Source organism: Pseudomonas sp. M2 (assembly GCF_015751845.1).
GTDB classification, from domain to species: Bacteria; Pseudomonadota; Gammaproteobacteria; order Pseudomonadales; family Pseudomonadaceae; genus Aquipseudomonas; species Aquipseudomonas putida_E.
This window is the reverse complement of the sequence record NZ_JADOUD010000001.1, coordinates 242,026-256,710: the sequence shown is the minus strand read 5'-3', so window position 1 is coordinate 256,710 and position 14,685 is coordinate 242,026. Positions and strand designations below refer to the sequence as shown.

The following is a 14,685-nucleotide window of genomic DNA, read 5'->3' as shown; positions in this document are numbered from 1 at the left end:
CTTACCCATGCGTGATTCATCCCCTTCTTCAAGCAAGCCGGTGCTTACCATCGGCCTGTGTTTTCTCGTGGCATTGCTCGAAGGCCTCGACCTTCAGGCTACCGGCATCGCCGCACCGCACATGGCCAAGGCGTTCGCGCTGACGCCGGCGATGCTTGGCTGGGTGTTCAGTGCAGGGCTGCTGGGGTTGCTGCCCGGTGCATTCATCGGCGGTTGGCTTGCCGACCGGCTGGGCCGCAAGAACATCCTCATCGTGGCGGTGCTGTTGTTCGGCGGCTTTTCGCTCGGTACCGCCCTGGCCGACAGCTACGCCTCGCTGCTGGTCGCTCGACTGATGACGGGCCTGGGCCTGGGCGCCGCGTTGCCCATCCTGATCGCCCTGGCCAGTGAAGCGGCGCCCGAGCGGCTGCGCAGCACCGCCGTGAGCATCACGTATTGTGGCGTGCCCCTGGGCGGCGCCATCGCTTCGATCATCGGCATGGCGCCGTTGGGCGAAGACTGGCGTGTGGTGTTCTACGTGGGTGGTATCGCACCGATCGTCATCGCCCTGGTGCTGGTGGTATGGCTGAAAGAGTCCCAGGCGTTTCGTGCTCAAACCGGTGAGAAGGTTGCCGGCCAAGGCATGCTGGCCCAGCTGTTCGGGCCGGGGCATGCAAGCCGCACCCTGCTGCTGTGGGTGGCGTGCTTCTTTACCCTGACCGTGTTGTACATGCTGCTCAACTGGTTGCCGTCGTTGTTGATCGGGCAAGGTTTCAGCCGCCCACAGGCAGGCACGGTGCAGATCCTGTTCAACCTCGGCGGTGCGGCGGGCTCGTTCCTGACCGGGCGGATGATGGACAAGGGCCACGCCCGCCGCGCAGTGTTCATTGCGTACATCGGCATGCTGGCGGCGCTGGCGGGGTTGGGCCTGTCGACGAGCTTTGCCTTCATGCTGGTGGCCGGGTTCATTGCCGGCTACTGCGCCATCGGCGGCCAACTGGTGCTGTACGCACTGGCGCCGACCCTGTATTCGACCCAGGTGCGGGCCACTGGGGTGGGCGCTTCGGTTGCCATCGGGCGCTTGGGTTCGATGGCCGGGCCGTTGGCGGCGGGGCAGATCCTGGCCGCAGGGACGGGCGTAGGCGGGGTGCTACTGGCGGCTTCACCAGGCCTGGTGGTGGCTGCTGTGGCCGCACGGGCATTGCTGGCCAAACGTAACCGCCAACCGCAGTAAGCTGCCTGCAGGCGGTTCAAGGTGCCAGGCAGTTCGGTGACCCTGCCTGGCACTTCTTGGGCTCAGTGTGCGGCCATGCTCATTTCCAGAACCCCTTGTGCGCAGCCGCTGCTTCGTCCTCCAACAGCGGGCCGTGCACGATCACATCACGCTGACCACGGGCGAACACCTCACGGCACGGCAAGGAAAACGTCGGATTTTCCGGGTGGTCCCCGGTCAGCCCGAGCAGCGTATGTTCCGACAGCGCATACACCACCCGGCCAATACCGGTCCAGTACACGGCACCGGCGCACATGCAGCAGGGTTCGGCGCTGGTGTAGAGCGTGCAGTTGGCCAGTGCTTCGGGCGGCAGGGCCTTGGCTGCCAGGGCCGCAGCGACCAGTTCGGCGTGTTGGGTGGGGTCGCCTTCGGGCGGCATGGAGTTGTTGCCGGCGCTGGCGATCACCCGGCCTTCGGCATCGGCGACGATGGCCGCGAAGGGGTGGCGACCGCGTGCTTTGGACTGCTCTGCCAGGCGCATCGACTGGCGTAGCAGGTCCAGGTCGAGGGCGGACAGGTCGGTGGCAACTGGCGTGTAGGGAGTGGTCATGGATGCTCCTGGGGATAGGCAGGGGTAAAAGGGCTCACTTGGCCACGCTGGCATCGGCGCGGTCCGGGTCTGTGGTCTTGTCGTCATTGAGCAGCAGGTTGAGCGTGATCGCCGTGATCGCGCCGAGGAAAATGCCGCTCTCCAGCACCAGCTTGAGCGGGCCGCTCAGGTGATGGAAAAGCGCCGGGAACGACATTGGCAACACGCCGACGCTGATCGAAACGGCGACGATGATGCCGTTGCGGGTACCTTCGAAAGGCACGCGTGAAAGCGCCTGGATACCGGCCACCGTGGTCATGCCGAACATGACGATGGCGCACCCGCCCAGCACCGGCGTGGGCACGGCGGCGATCAGCGCGCCCAGTTTAGGAAACAGCCCCATCAGCACCATGATTGCGCCGGCAGCGGCGACCACGAAGCGGCTCTTGACGTTGGAAAGCGCGATCAGCCCGGTGTTCTGGGTGAAGGCGTTGTACGGGAAACTGTTGAACAGCCCGCCGAGCATCGTCGACAGGCCGTCTGCCCGGAAAGCGTTGCCTAGTGTGCTGGTATCTGTGGGCTTGCCGACCAGTTTGCCGATGGCCAGGCAGTTGCCCGTGGTCTCGGCCATGATCACCAGCATCGCCAGCACCATGATGAGGATTGGCGTGGTGGAGAACTGCGGCGCACCGAAGGCCATGGGTGGGCTCAGCTCGAACCAGGCGGCTTCGCTGACCTTGCCGAAGTGGGTCATGCCAAAGGCTGCGGCCAGCAGGCTGCCGCACAGCAGGCCGATCAGCACGCTGAGGTTGCCGATAAAGCCCGAAAAGCGCGCATACACCAGCAGCGTGATGGCGACCGTCGCCATGCCCAGCAGCAGGTTGGCGGGGTTGCCGAAGTCCGGTGCACCCGGGTCGCCGCCACCCAGCCAGATGGCCGCTGCGGGCATCAGCGAGATACCAATGATGGTGATCAGGCTGCCGATCACCACCGGCGGGAAAAAGCGCAGCAGCCGGCTGAACAGTGGCGCGAGGCCAATGGTGATGGCGCCGGCGGCAATCACGGCGCCAAACACCTCCTGCAGGCCGTACTGCTTGCCGATCATGATCATCGGTGCCAGCGCGATGAACGAGCAGCCCTGGATCAACGGCAGGCGTGCCCCGAAGCGCCAGAACCCGAGGGTCTGGATCAGTGTGGCGATGCCCGAGGTGAACAGGTTGGCGTTGATCAGCGTCACGACCTGCGCCTGGGTCAGGCCCAGTGCGCTGCCGAGGATGAGTGGCACCGCGACCGCGCCGGCATACATCACCAGCACGTGCTGCAGGCCAAAGGTGAACAGTTGCCGCAGCGGTAATACTTCGTCTACAGCGTGGACCTTGCTTGGGCTCATGGCGTGAATCTCCTGAAGGTGCGGCTCTTTTCGTTGTTTTCGGCGCCTGGAGTGACACGCAGCGCAGGTTTGAACAGGGCAGCTGCAAGCGTGGTCGAGGCCGATGATCCGGCGAAATGAACGATGGAACAAATGAATAACCATCGTTAGCATCGATGGATCATGTGGCAGGGCAGGGGGTTGGGATGCGCTTTTCGCTGGAGCAATTGCAGGTGTTCGTCGCCGCAGTACAGGCGGGCTCGTTTTCGGCAGCGGCGCGGCGCCTGGGGCGTACCCAGTCCACCGTCAGCGCTGCAATCAGCAACCTGGAAACCGACCTGGGCGTGGAGTTGTTCGACCGCAGCAGCCGCATTCCGGCATTGACCGCCGCCGGGCATAAACTGCTGCTGCGGGCCGAGGGCATCCTTGAGCGTTGCTATGCCCTGGAGGGCAGCGCCGACAACCTGGCGCAGCAGGCCGAGCCTGCGCTCACGCTCGCCATCGAGGTGCCGTATGGGTCACTGATCCCGGTGTTCAAAGCGTTCGATCAGGCGTTCCCCTTCGTCGACTTGCTGATTCGCCACCCGGTGCACGGCGATGTCAGCGAAATGGTGCTTAAGGGTGAGGCAGACCTTGGCATCGCTTTTTCCCAGCCGGGCTACCCGCCTGCATTGGCCTTCCAGCAGCTGGGCAAACTGATCATGGCTCATGTCTGCCACGCCACCCACCCGCTGGCGCAACTGCAAACCTGCACCTTCGCCGACCTGCACGCCCACCGCCGTCTGGCCTTCTTCGCCCACGCGCAAAAGCTGCCCAGCAGCGAATACCTGCGTACCGCGCAGCTCTGGCAGGCCGAGAGCTACCTGGCGCTGGTGGAAATGGTGCGCGGTGGCCTGGGTTGGGCGACCCTGCCACGGCAGCTGGTGCAGCGGGAGCTGGGTGCCGGTGAGCTGATCGAGTTGCAGCTGCAGGCCTATCCGCACACCGACTGGCTGGTCGGCGTCGACCTGCTGTGGCATCAGCAGCGCCGGCCGGGCAGGGCTGCCCTGTGGTTGCGCGATTGCCTGCAGCGCACCAAGGTGTTCGAGCTGGACCGGCGCGGCATGCCTACCACGTTGTAGGCGCCATGTGCTGAGCTTCCCAGGCGCGCTGGCCTGCTATCGATGATTGCAATGTCGTCTACATTTCAACAAACCACTTCACCGCAAAGGATGCTCTCATGACCAAGTTGAAAGCTCTGATTGCCGCTGTAACGTCAGTGGCATTGCTCGCGGCGTCGGGCGCTGCGCTCGCCGACCCGGGTAACGGCAAAGGCAACGGTAATGGCAACGATAAGGGGCATGGGCAAGGCAAGGGGCAGGCCCCGCATGCCCAAGGGCAAGGCAACGCTGGCGGCAAAAAGGGTGGCTCGGGTAGCGATGACTGGCATGGCGGGCCGTCGATCGACCGGGGGGATGTGCTGGGCATTCTGGGTGGCCACCGCAGCTATTGGAGCCCGGGCCCCGCATTGCCGCCGGGCATCCAGAAAAACCTGGCGCGCGGCAAGCCACTGCCGCCTGGTATCGCCAAGAAGCTCGATGGCCGGCTGCTTGGGCAGTTGCCTCATTACGACGGATACGAGTGGATGCAGGCCGGCGTTGATCTGATCCTGGTAGCTGTCGCGACGGGGATTATCTACGAGGTGGTGAACGGGGCGTTCGATTGAGCCCGTTGCGTAGCTGCGTGTCTTCAAATGTAAAGTTATGGAAAAGCTCCCACAGGCCGGTCAGCTGCGCATCTAGAATCCGCACGCTGCTGCACCTGGTGACAGGCAGGCGGCAGATCTTGCCTTTTGGAGTTTTTGTCAATGAAGTTGAAACACGTAGTCCGCGCAGCGCTTGTTGCCGCACTGGTATCCACCTTGTCGGGTTGCTGGATGTTCATGCCGCCAGGTGGCGGTGGCGGTGGCGGGCATGGCGGTGGCCATGGCGGGTTTGGTATGGGTGGTCACGGTGGCGGGCCGCGGTAGTACCGCTGCGTTCAGGTGGTTGAAACACGCCACGGGGCAGCTCATTTCTACCGCTTAGTGCCACAGGGCAATGCTGCCGAATTGATTTTCCCGCCAGCTTCGAGCACCGGGCTGGCGGGAGGAACCTTGATTTCAAATGCTGACCAGGCGCTGATAAACCGCCTGATCAATGCCTGCATTTTTGGGGAATCAGGCGGCAAGCTTGCCGCGAACTTCCCGAGCATGCTCCAGCTCTTTGTGGACGCTGTCCTGCAGGACCACGTCCTTACCGTTTCTCTTGCCGGCCAGTGCACTCTGCACCAGTTGGCTCAGCAGTTTGACCAGCATGATATTGTTGGACAGCAGGTCTTTTTCATCCTGGCTGAATGCGTTGTAGTCTGTGGTGCGCTGGACCAACTGCTCCAGGCTGGTGACGTGTTTCACGTACAGGCTGAATGTAATGGTCAGTTCACCAATGACTTTGTCGCTGATGAGCTTGAGCTTCTTCAGGTAAACAGTCGATTCCTTGATCAGGTCGACAGTCTTGTTCACTTCCTGGCGGATCTCTTCAGCCTTTTCGAGGCTCGAGTTGCCCTTGGCATTGAGCAGCAAACCACCCACGGCAATCACCGGCCCCGCCACTGCGCCGCCCAGTACCATCGAGCCCAGCGCCATGCCGCCGCCACCCGCAGAAAGCGCGCCGCCGCCCAGGGCTGCGAGCGTAGCGTTGTAGGCTGCCACACCAGACAGCGAGCTGATCGCCGTGCCGGTCGACGCCACACCCAGTGCCATGGTGCCACCGTAGGCTGCAAAGCCTGCGAGTGCGCCAGCGCTTGCAGTCAGTGCCGAGCTGCCGAGAAGGTCGATTGCCGAAATGGAGATTTCCTTGATCTGATCCAGATCGTGCTTGTCGAAGCGGATGTCCTCGCCGTGAAATTCTTTGAATTGCGGCTTGTTCTTGATTTTCTCGTAGGCGGATGCAAAACGTCCAAAGCTACGGCTGATGTCAAGCTTGAGTGCGCCCAGAGCCTCAAGCGATTGCTCGGTGTTCTTCTGGTCACCATCAAGTTGTTCGCGGGCGCGGTCATAGCGTTCCTGCGCGTCGGCCACGATGCCCTTGGCTTCGGAAATTTTCTTGGCGCCTTTCACGCCGCCGGCGATCCCGGCTCCGCCCGCGACTACAGCTGCACCGATCAACAGAAACGGTAATGGCATCTCTAACGTGTCCTTTTGCTTTTGAGAGTTTCACAGGCAGCCTGATTGAGCTCATGGAAGTGCGCTCGGCTCATGTGGCTTGCGTAAATATGGTCGTAGCTGTCGTCGATCCGGCACTTGAGCGGTCGTTGCTCATAAATGCCGCAGCGGCTGCTGGTTTTGTCGTAGTGGCGGCAAACCCCTGTCCCGTCGTCCAGGTCGCTGTACAGCGGCTGCCCTGCCAGGTTCTGGCAGCACAGCCCACAGGCATCGCAGTTGAACCGCGACATTGGCGTTTAAAACACCAGCACAGCGTCTTTGTCGTTCATGAAGTCGTCCAGACCCTTGCGATCTTGGTAGGGCATGTCGATTTCGCAAGTGGCCATTGCACTGAACAGTGCGTCATTGAGGTCAGCATGGGTTTGCGCCAGCACCAGGCTGGCATTGACCTTCTGCAACGTGTCCAGCTCGGCTTGCAACTGCTTGAAATCAATACCCGCGAGTTCGGCGGTGTAGGCTTCCAGGCGCTGGTTGACCAGCTTGTAGTAGTCCAGCGTGTGGTCCAGTGTCGACTTGAGGCCGTTGGCAAACTCGACAATTCGGTTCACCAGCGGCGAGTGGTCGATGAAGTACAGCAAGGAGATGTTCAGCAAGCCGCTGGCCAGCGCACCGACGAAGGTGGAAAGTATCTCTCCCAGCACTGGCACCTGCATGCCAGGCACTTTGGCGATGGCTTCTTGCACCAGCACCCCGGTACACACCGACACGCCGGTTGCAACGATCTTCGAGACTGCGCGCAGCAACTCACCGAAAGGCAGCCGCTGAGGGTTGAATACCAGCGTGCGCACCGCTTCAAGGATGGCTGCCCAGGATTCACGCAGGATCTTGGCAACGTTTTTGGCCGTGGTGAAGAAGATATTGATCAAGGTGGTCATCACTGACGACAGCACGCCGGCCAGCAGGCCGTCCTTGAAGCGTGTCAGCAGTTCACCGCGCCGGGCCTGTACCCCTTCAAACGCGGCCTTGCAGGCATTACCCAGGTGCTGCAGGAAGAGGCCGAGGTCGAAGTTGCCTTTCATGCTCTGCAGAATGTGCGGCAGTTCCTGGCGTAGGGCATTCCACGCTTCAAGCAGGACCAGGCCGAGCGTTTCCCGGGCGCCCATACGAACCCCTTGGTTGAGGCTGGCACTGGCAGTGTCGGCCAGGAATGCAGTGCTGGTGTAATAACTGTTGGCCAGTTCGCGTTCGTAGGCTTCACGGGCGATCCGGTCTTTTTCACGCAGTTTGCCCGGGTCGACGGCGTCGAGTTTTTCCAGCTTGTTTAACGTTTTGCGTTCTTTATCGGTGAGCCCGACACTGCGCTGTTTCGATTGAAGGTCGCTGATTTCAGCCTTGCGTTGCGCTTCATTCTGGTCGAGATAGCGAATGAACTCGTCAGCGCTCTTGTCCTTTTTCGATGTATTGACAGACCCATCGGTGGCGTTGAGGTTACTGCGCTGGTTGGCCAGTTCTACACCATCACGGTTCGCCAGAACCCGGGCAGGGTCGTCGTGGATCTTTTTCGCCGAGATGGTGTGGTCGCGATGTACATCGGCGTTCGGCGCGAACGTCTTGCCCGTATAGGCATCCTGCAGCGTGCCGGATTGCTTGCCAGCTTTGTACTCTCGGCCTACTTGTATGTAAGTGTCGGTGGAGTGGTAAGCCGCGCTGTCATAGTCGCCGCGCGCCGCATAAGCAGCCTCGTTCGCTGCAGATGCATATCCAACGGACTCGTCGCGCACGGTATGCAGGGTATCTACATGGCCACCACGCCGATCGTTGGCCAACAGGAAGTCCAGACCAAATGAAGTGAGCAGGCTCTTGATGACGACTTGCTCATACTGGTGCACAAGCGCTGCGCCGACATCGGGGGTGGCTTGGTGGACGGCTTGGGCCAAAGGGTCCAGGGCGAGTTGGGTCATCGAACATGCTCCTTGCACGAGTAGGGCGTCTTGCGGCGATTGGCAGATATACCTGAACCGGAACGGAATATAGCGAAGTGCCATCTTTGCTTCAAGGCACGGCGCCAGTACTTTGATAGCATGGCCGAAGGAACGTGACCTCAGGCGGTGGTTACCCCGCTGGCACCGCCTTGCCCCGATCAAGAGAACGGGCTACCGAGCCCGTTGTTCATTCATTCGTACAGCCAAGGCTTCAACGCCTCCAGGTTTTTCACCACGATCTGCTGCGCCGATGCCTTGGGCTCAAGCTTTTTCGGGTCGATCTGATAGCGCTGCAGCACATAGCCCACCAGTGCGCAGCGTGTCGGGATCACCAGCTCACCGGCTTGCATACCCAGGTCAATTTCGATGATCGCCTTCTGTGCGGGTTTGAGGCGCGAGTCTGGCTCGATGACCACATCGATCATCGTGTTCCATTCCTCATCGTCATCGATCAGGTTCTCGCTCATGCGCTCGAACTCTGGTACGCCCCTGAACCTGCTCAGCACAAAATCCCGGTACTTGCGATTCTTCTCGCAATACGCGCGCACGTGCCAGCGCATGCCGGTGTAGACCAGGGTGTGGGGCGAAATCAGCCGTGTCTCCGGTACCGGGTTGGCCAGCGACACGTATTCGATAGAGAGCACTTCACTGTTACGGCAGGCCTTGAGCAGAGGGCGCAACACGTCCGGGCGAATTGTCCTGTCGGGAACTTCCAGCACCTTGGTATGGGCATACGCCAACGCCAACCCCTCCACGTGGGGCGCCCGCGAGTGGGTCTGATTCAGCAATTGCAGATAGGCATTGGCACTGTCATCGATGAACAGCGGCTTGAACTGCTTGCCGGGTACATAACCCTTCAGTTGCTTGTCATATGTAAGGTTTTTAGGCGCATGCTCGCTGATGTAGGTATTGATGTCCTTGGAGGCCTGCTGGCGGCTGATGCCAAAGCTCTGCATCAAGTGGCCCGTGGTCAGGCGGCCCTCCCACCAGGCCACGGTTTCGATCAGGCGATAGCGAAGTGCCAGGTCCCAGCGGACCTGGTCTATTTGCTGAGTACGTTTCATGGCCCGTCCATGTGTGCGAATTGTTTACCTGTATAAGTCTACAATCTATACGTGTAAAAAATCACTACATATCCTTTGGCTGTCCTCGAAACAAACTGACCTGGCAAAAGGATTGAACAATGGCTACGACGGATATGATTTGGGCAGCGGCGCTTCTGATGATGCTGGTGATTGCGGTGCTGTTGTTGGCCCAATACCTGAAACTGCAGGAAGTGTGGGAAACCCTCGTCAACTGCCGCACCACCCTGCGTTGGGCGCGGATTCAACAATCGGAAAACAATGAGCTGCGCTCGGCACTGCGTGCGCACAAGGCGCATGTCGACCAGTTGCAGCGCAAGGTGACCCTGCTGCAAGCGCTGGTCCCTGAAGGCAAGTAGATCTGGCCTTTAGTCTGTCGTGTTGTCGAGTTCGGCAAGGCTCACTGGGTGCTCGACAACTCTGGCACCCAACGCCCTGTTTGCTACCCCGAACGGCACATGCACCATCGGCAGATTCCCCGCAGCCGAAGTCAGGTGAGTGCGCTGATCATCGAAGAACATGTGCGGCTTGAGAATCGACAGCACGCGGTCTTTTGCCATTCCGCCCAGGAAGAACGATTCATCCGGTGAAACACCCCAGTTCTTAAGCGTCGTCACCACGCGCTCATGGGACGGTGCATTGCGCGCCGTGACAATGGCAATACGCAGAATGCGCTTGTATTCAGGGTCGAGCGACAACTTGCGGTCTTCAAGCTGGCGAATCAGCGACAGCTTGCGATACAGGTCTGCCAACGGCCCCGGCTGATGCGGGATGGTCTTGTGGGCATGCTCATGGGCCTGAAACTCGGTCAGGTCCTGGCGCTGCTTGTACACGCTCTCCGCTTCGTCATCGGCAATCACCCCATCGAAGTCGAAGGCCACCCGCAATTCGGTGTCGATCTCGTCATCATAGATCTTGCTCGGCAGCACCAGGCCGGCGGGGTAGTCGGCGTCGATGGCACGCTGCACGTCGCCTTCGTGGGCGCTGAGAAACAGCGAGGCGTTGAAGGCGGGGATGTATTCGTAGGGCGAGCGGCCGGACATGAATGCGGCACGGGTGATATCCAGGCCGTAATGGGCGATGGAGCGGAACACCCGCAGGCCGGTTTCGGGTGAGTTGCGCGACAGCAGCACCACTTCTACCGGCAACTGCTCCGGGAAGGCCTTGTTGATGCTCAGGAAGCGGCGGATGAAGGGGAATGCCACACCTTTGGGGAAGGGCACGTCGAGGTTGGCTTCCTGGTGTAGGCGGTAGGCTTCCACGCCATCTGTCTGGTAGATATCGTCCGAGACGGTCAGGTCGAACAGTGCACTTGAGGCGACGCCGACGACGAGTTTCTGTTCGATGGGGTAGGGCATGGCGGGCTTCCTGGTGATGGTGCAGGGGCGCCTTGTCAGCAGGCTAGGCTCGAATCCTAGCAAACCCGGGCACCTACCGTCTCAGACCCTGACCTGCAGCAAGTCCTGCGGCCAAACCACCACTATGCTGAACCCTTCAACTCAAGCTCACTCAAGTAATCAAGGAGGCATTCATGAAAGCTGCAGTTGTTGCAAAAGGGCGCCGTGTGGACGTGGTGGAAAAAACCCTGCGCCCGCTTGCGCACGGTGAAGCGTTGCTGAAGATGCAGTGCTGTGGCGTGTGCCACACCGACCTGCACGTCAAGAATGGCGATTTCGGTGACAAGACCGGTGTGATCCTCGGCCACGAAGGGATTGGCGTGGTGGTGGAGGTAGGGCCGGGCGTCACTTCGCTCAAGCCGGGCGACCGGGCCAGCGTGGCGTGGTTCTTCCAGGGCTGTGGGCACTGCGAGTACTGCAACAGCGGTAACGAAACGCTGTGCCGTGAGGTGAAGAACTCGGGCTATACCGTCGACGGCGGCATGGCAGAGGCGTGCATCGTGGTGGCCGACTACGCGGTAAAGGTGCCCGAGGGGCTCGACTCGGCTGCCGCCAGCAGCATCACCTGCGCCGGTGTGACCACCTACAAAGCGGTGAAATCGTCCAACATCCGCCCCGGGCAGTGGATTGCGGTTTACGGCCTCGGTGGGCTGGGCAACCTGGCCCTGCAGTATGCGAAGAATGTCTTCAACGCCCGGGTCATCGCGATCGATGTGAATGATGAGCAACTGGCGTTCGCCCGTGAAATGGGCGCCGACCTGGTGGTCAATGCGCGCCGTGAGGATGTAGCCAAAGTCATCCAGGCGCAAACCGGTGGCGCGCATGCGGCCGTGGTGACGGCGGTGTCGAAAAGCGCGTTCAACTCTGCAGTCGATGCGCTGCGTGCCGGTGGCCGGCTGGTGGCTGTCGGGCTGCCGCCGGAGGCCATGAGCCTGGATATTCCGCGGTTGGTGCTCGATGGCATCGAAGTGGTCGGGTCACTGGTCGGTACCCGCCAGGACCTGGCTGAAGCCTTTGAATTTGCCGCGCAAGGCAAGGTGGTGCCGAAGGTCACGCTGCGGCCGATCGAAGACATCAACGACATTTTCGAAGAGATGCTGGAAGGTAAGATCAAGGGTCGGATGGTGATCAACTTCGCGGATTGAGCGGTGCGCGGTCAGGTGCATGGGGCGGGTTTTTCAGCGCTGTCTGGATCGAGCGCCAGAACACCCGAGCCATGCACCCGTCCCTGTCGTCAACCTTGGCGACCTCACCAGGTGATCGGCTGACCGTCCCACGCCCAGAAGCTGCCACTGTCCGCCGGCCCAAGCCGGCCAATCTGCTCCAGGATGCACTGCGCCGCGAACGCAGGTTCAAACAATTGTTCGGCGGGCACATTGGCCTGAAACGGTTGGGAAAGCTGCGTATCGGTAGTGCCGGGGTGCAGCACCAGCACCGTGGAAGCTGGGTTGATGCGTTTGAGTTCGATGCTTGCCGTATGCAGCAACTGGTTCAACGCGGCCTTGCTGGCGCGGTAGCTGTACCAGCCGCCCAGGCGATTGTCGCCGATGGACCCGACCCTGGCCGACAGCGCGGCAAAGGTGCAGGGCTGATTGCGCAGCAGCGCCAGCAGGTGCTTGAGCAGCAGCACCGGCGCGAACGCGTTGGTCGCGAAGCTGGCCTGCAGGCCAGCCAGGTCGAGTTGGGCAAGGGCCTTTTCCGCCTTGGCACCGTCGCGCTGCAGAATGCCCAAGGTGCTTATCACCAGATCAAGGTGCGTGCAGGTGCGGCCGACCTCACGGGCCAGTGCTTCAAGGGACTGTTCGTTGCGGGCGTCGCAATCGATGCGCACCAGGCGCTCGCCATGTGCAGCGGCGAGCGCGGCCAGGGCTTCGCTGCCCCTGGCCTGGCGCGACACCGCCCACACCCGCGCCATGTCATCGCGTGCCAGCAGCTGTTTACAAAGCGCCAGGCCGATGCCCTGGCTGGCGCCGCAGATGAGTGCGTTCAGCGTCATGGTGCAGCGGCCCTATTCGCTTGCCAGGCGCTTGAGCAGCGCCGTGGCCACCGCCTCGGACGATGCCGGGTTCTGCCCGGTGATCAGGTGCCCGTCCTCGACCACATGGCTCGCCCAGTCCGGGCCCTTGGAATACTCACCGCCATTGCGCTTGAGCATGTCCTCGACCAGAAATGGCACTACATCGGTCAGCCCGACCGCGTCTTCCTCGCTGTTGGCGAACCCGGTCACTTTCTTGCCCTTGACCGCAGGATGGCCGTCTGGCGCGTTGACGTTCTTGAACACACCCGGCGCATGGCACACGGCGGCAATCGGTTTGTTGGACGCATAGAAGGCTTCGAGCAGCGTCTTGGAGTCCTTGTCCTCGGCCAGGTCCCACAGCGGCCCATGGCCACCGGGATAAAACACGGCGTCGAAGTCGTAAGGGTCGATTTCGCTCAGCGGTACTGTGTCGGCCAATGCCATCTGCCCCTCGGTGTCACTGCGAAAACGCCGGGTCGCATCGGTTTGCGCATCGTCCTCGTCGCTCTTGGGGTCCAGCGGCGGCTGCCCGCCTTTGGGCGAGGCGAGCGTGACGTCTGCGTTGGTGTCGATGAACACGTAGTAAGGTGCGGCGAACTCCTCCAGCCAGAAGCCGGTTTTTTTGCCGGTGTCGCCCAACTGATCGTGGGATGTCAGCACCATCAGGATCTTTTTCATCTGAGCCTGTTCTCCAAACATGAATGGGCAGCGCGCGGTTCGCCCTGCATTACTGTGGGAGGGCGCAGCAGGGCAGACGTTCCCTGCGCAGCAGCATCCTGTGTTGTCAGCTTTGCGCAGCCTGCGGCCATACCACGGCCTGGCAAAGCAAGTATGTCCGATATCCTGCGGCAGAATGCAGCATCGCCCTTGCTGGTGATGCAGGCGCTGCGGTGTATGGCACCGGCTTTGCCGGTGATCGCCGGCAAGCCGGCTCCTACAGGAGTGGCGTCAGCTGTAGAAATTGGATAAGCCAGTGCCCCGCAAGGTGGTGAAACGGGTTGGATGCCATGCCTTATGGCCGGCGCCGTACCTCGTGTGTGTGCCGGCTTGCCGGCGCTCACCGGCGAAGCCGGTGCCTGTCGAGCTTCAGCCGTTACGCCGGCCTGGCCCTCGTGGTTGACGCTACCCCTACGCCATCCCGTTGCGCCCATGGGCCAGGAAGCCTGCACGCTCGCTCAACCGTTGGTAGTAATCCCGCACCGCCGGCAGGTGAGGGTGCTCGAAGGGCGTTTCGAACCAGCGATTGACCGAAAGCCCGATGGGGATATCGGCCAGCGTAAAGCTGTCACCGGCCACATAAGCACCGGTCGCAGCCAGCTGCTGCTCGAGGATTCGCATATGGCGCGACCAGTCCGCGCAGCCGGCGGCCAGCGCCTGGGCATCCTGGTGCGCGGGTGAGTGACGCACCAGCGACATGAACGCATAGCTCCACGAGCGGTTCAGGTCCGAGGCCTGCCAGTCGATCCATTGATCCACCCTGGCCCTGGCCGTGGCCTCGGTGGGGTACACCAGTGCATCGCCATAACGCGTGGCCAGGTAGCGGATGATGGTGTTGGATTCCCACAGCGTAAAGTCGCCGTCCTGAATCACTGGGACCATGGCGTTGGGGTTCAGGGCCAGGAAGGCGGGCGTGTCGGTGGGCTGGAAGCCTGCGCCCCAGTCTTCGCGCTCGAAGGGAATATCGAACTCGATGCAGGCCCAGAGGACCTTGCGCACATTGATGGAAGAATCCCTGCCCAATATCCGTAGCATGCTGTAGTCCTTTTCCGGGAAGAGCCGATCGTCAACCACGGCACTTCTTCGGTCAAGCGTAAAGCGCAATGGACAGTAGCGGCCATGCACCCCCACCTAGGCACCGATTCGGTCCCCGGCGAGA

At 61.5% G+C, this 14,685-nt stretch carries 15 protein-coding genes; 6 read left to right on the top strand and 9 right to left on the bottom strand.

All coding sequences use genetic code 11. The features are described from left to right. Positions 1–7: 7 nt before the first annotated feature. A complete protein-coding gene (gene mhpT, locus IWW33_RS01350) occupies positions 8–1,213 on the top strand; it encodes a 3-(3-hydroxy-phenyl)propionate transporter MhpT (RefSeq protein WP_046785637.1) in 1,206 nt (401 codons plus the stop codon). A gap of 79 nt (positions 1,214–1,292) precedes the next feature. Here the strand turns inward: mhpT and IWW33_RS01345 are convergent, their stop codons facing one another. Further along, entirely contained in the window at positions 1,293–1,802 is a 510-nt protein-coding gene (locus IWW33_RS01345) for a nucleoside deaminase (protein ID WP_115275193.1), read from the bottom strand. 34 nt (positions 1,803–1,836) lie between these two features. After that, positions 1,837–3,171: a nucleobase:cation symporter-2 family protein gene (locus IWW33_RS01340; RefSeq protein WP_174141738.1), complete on the bottom strand. Its 1,335-nt coding sequence runs from the start codon at positions 3,169–3,171 to the stop codon at positions 1,837–1,839. Positions 3,172–3,356: 185 nt separating this feature from the next. On the opposite strand from IWW33_RS01340, the gene IWW33_RS01335 reads away from it, so the two are divergent. From IWW33_RS01335 to IWW33_RS01325, 3 genes are all read left to right on the top strand, one after another. Beyond that, positions 3,357–4,271 (top strand): LysR family transcriptional regulator, encoded by a 915-nt coding sequence (locus IWW33_RS01335; RefSeq protein ID WP_125924833.1) that lies wholly within the window; start codon positions 3,357–3,359, stop codon positions 4,269–4,271. Between the two features lie 98 nt (positions 4,272–4,369). Continuing rightward, positions 4,370–4,855 carry an anti-virulence regulator CigR family protein gene (locus IWW33_RS01330; RefSeq protein ID WP_174141740.1) on the top strand — a complete coding sequence of 162 codons (486 nt, stop codon included), beginning with the start codon at positions 4,370–4,372 and terminating at the stop codon, positions 4,853–4,855. Between the two features lie 141 nt (positions 4,856–4,996). Then, complete coding sequence (locus IWW33_RS01325) at positions 4,997–5,158, top strand: hypothetical protein (protein ID WP_174141742.1); 162 nt, start codon at positions 4,997–4,999, stop codon at positions 5,156–5,158. Between the two features lie 189 nt (positions 5,159–5,347). Here IWW33_RS01325 and IWW33_RS01320 read toward each other — a convergent pair whose 3' ends face one another. The 3 genes from IWW33_RS01320 to IWW33_RS01305 all read right to left on the bottom strand — a co-directional run bounded on the left by IWW33_RS01320 (position 5,348) and on the right by IWW33_RS01305 (position 9,377). After that, positions 5,348–6,352: a hypothetical protein gene (locus IWW33_RS01320; protein WP_174141744.1), complete on the bottom strand. Its 1,005-nt coding sequence runs from the start codon at positions 6,350–6,352 to the stop codon at positions 5,348–5,350. Between the two features lie 275 nt (positions 6,353–6,627). After that, positions 6,628–8,292 (bottom strand): cobalamin adenosyltransferase, encoded by a 1,665-nt coding sequence (locus IWW33_RS01310; RefSeq protein ID WP_174141746.1) that lies wholly within the window; start codon positions 8,290–8,292, stop codon positions 6,628–6,630. A 212-nt stretch (positions 8,293–8,504) separates the two neighbouring features. Next, positions 8,505–9,377: a WYL domain-containing protein gene (locus tag IWW33_RS01305; RefSeq protein WP_012313952.1), complete on the bottom strand. Its 873-nt coding sequence runs from the start codon at positions 9,375–9,377 to the stop codon at positions 8,505–8,507. Positions 9,378–9,496: 119 nt separating this feature from the next. On the opposite strand from IWW33_RS01305, the gene IWW33_RS01300 reads away from it, so the two are divergent. Continuing rightward, entirely contained in the window at positions 9,497–9,754 is a 258-nt protein-coding gene (locus tag IWW33_RS01300) for a hypothetical protein (RefSeq protein ID WP_012313953.1), read from the top strand. 9 nt (positions 9,755–9,763) lie between these two features. Here IWW33_RS01300 and IWW33_RS01295 read toward each other — a convergent pair whose 3' ends face one another. Further along, positions 9,764–10,753, bottom strand: a complete 990-nt coding sequence (locus IWW33_RS01295; protein ID WP_174141748.1) for a 5'-nucleotidase — start codon at positions 10,751–10,753, stop codon at positions 9,764–9,766. A 173-nt stretch (positions 10,754–10,926) separates the two neighbouring features. Here IWW33_RS01295 and adhP point away from each other — a divergent pair, with 173 nt between their 5' ends. Continuing rightward, complete coding sequence (adhP, locus tag IWW33_RS01290; RefSeq protein WP_174141750.1) at positions 10,927–11,937, top strand: alcohol dehydrogenase AdhP; 1,011 nt, start codon at positions 10,927–10,929, stop codon at positions 11,935–11,937. Positions 11,938–12,041: 104 nt separating this feature from the next. Here the strand turns inward: adhP and IWW33_RS01285 are convergent, their stop codons facing one another. From IWW33_RS01285 to IWW33_RS01275, 3 genes are all read right to left on the bottom strand, one after another. Then, positions 12,042–12,788 (bottom strand): SDR family NAD(P)-dependent oxidoreductase, encoded by a 747-nt coding sequence (locus tag IWW33_RS01285; protein WP_115275189.1) that lies wholly within the window; start codon positions 12,786–12,788, stop codon positions 12,042–12,044. Between the two features lie 12 nt (positions 12,789–12,800). After that, positions 12,801–13,487, bottom strand: a complete 687-nt coding sequence (locus tag IWW33_RS01280; RefSeq protein ID WP_174141752.1) for a type 1 glutamine amidotransferase domain-containing protein — start codon at positions 13,485–13,487, stop codon at positions 12,801–12,803. A 450-nt stretch (positions 13,488–13,937) separates the two neighbouring features. Beyond that, positions 13,938–14,561: a glutathione S-transferase gene (locus tag IWW33_RS01275; RefSeq protein ID WP_125924836.1), complete on the bottom strand. Its 624-nt coding sequence runs from the start codon at positions 14,559–14,561 to the stop codon at positions 13,938–13,940. Positions 14,562–14,685 lie beyond the last annotated feature (124 nt).

What these genes read in the sequence shown, in the direction of transcription:
- mhpT (WP_046785637.1), top strand. Translation starts at nt 8, where the DNA reads ATGCGTGATTCATCCCCTTCTTCAAGCAAGCCGGTGCTTACCATCGGC.
- IWW33_RS01345 (WP_115275193.1), bottom strand. Translation starts at nt 1,802, where the DNA reads ATGACCACTCCCTACACGCCAGTTGCCACCGACCTGTCCGCCCTCGAC.
- IWW33_RS01340 (WP_174141738.1), bottom strand. Translation starts at nt 3,171, where the DNA reads ATGAGCCCAAGCAAGGTCCACGCTGTAGACGAAGTATTACCGCTGCGG.
- IWW33_RS01335 (WP_125924833.1), top strand. Translation starts at nt 3,357, where the DNA reads ATGCGCTTTTCGCTGGAGCAATTGCAGGTGTTCGTCGCCGCAGTACAG.
- IWW33_RS01330 (WP_174141740.1), top strand. Translation starts at nt 4,370, where the DNA reads ATGACCAAGTTGAAAGCTCTGATTGCCGCTGTAACGTCAGTGGCATTG.
- IWW33_RS01325 (WP_174141742.1), top strand. Translation starts at nt 4,997, where the DNA reads ATGAAGTTGAAACACGTAGTCCGCGCAGCGCTTGTTGCCGCACTGGTA.
- IWW33_RS01320 (WP_174141744.1), bottom strand. Translation starts at nt 6,352, where the DNA reads ATGCCATTACCGTTTCTGTTGATCGGTGCAGCTGTAGTCGCGGGCGGA.
- IWW33_RS01310 (WP_174141746.1), bottom strand. Translation starts at nt 8,292, where the DNA reads ATGACCCAACTCGCCCTGGACCCTTTGGCCCAAGCCGTCCACCAAGCC.
- IWW33_RS01305 (WP_012313952.1), bottom strand. Translation starts at nt 9,377, where the DNA reads ATGAAACGTACTCAGCAAATAGACCAGGTCCGCTGGGACCTGGCACTT.
- IWW33_RS01300 (WP_012313953.1), top strand. Translation starts at nt 9,497, where the DNA reads ATGGCTACGACGGATATGATTTGGGCAGCGGCGCTTCTGATGATGCTG.
- IWW33_RS01295 (WP_174141748.1), bottom strand. Translation starts at nt 10,753, where the DNA reads ATGCCCTACCCCATCGAACAGAAACTCGTCGTCGGCGTCGCCTCAAGT.
- adhP (WP_174141750.1), top strand. Translation starts at nt 10,927, where the DNA reads ATGAAAGCTGCAGTTGTTGCAAAAGGGCGCCGTGTGGACGTGGTGGAA.
- IWW33_RS01285 (WP_115275189.1), bottom strand. Translation starts at nt 12,788, where the DNA reads ATGACGCTGAACGCACTCATCTGCGGCGCCAGCCAGGGCATCGGCCTG.
- IWW33_RS01280 (WP_174141752.1), bottom strand. Translation starts at nt 13,487, where the DNA reads ATGAAAAAGATCCTGATGGTGCTGACATCCCACGATCAGTTGGGCGAC.
- IWW33_RS01275 (WP_125924836.1), bottom strand. Translation starts at nt 14,561, where the DNA reads ATGCTACGGATATTGGGCAGGGATTCTTCCATCAATGTGCGCAAGGTC.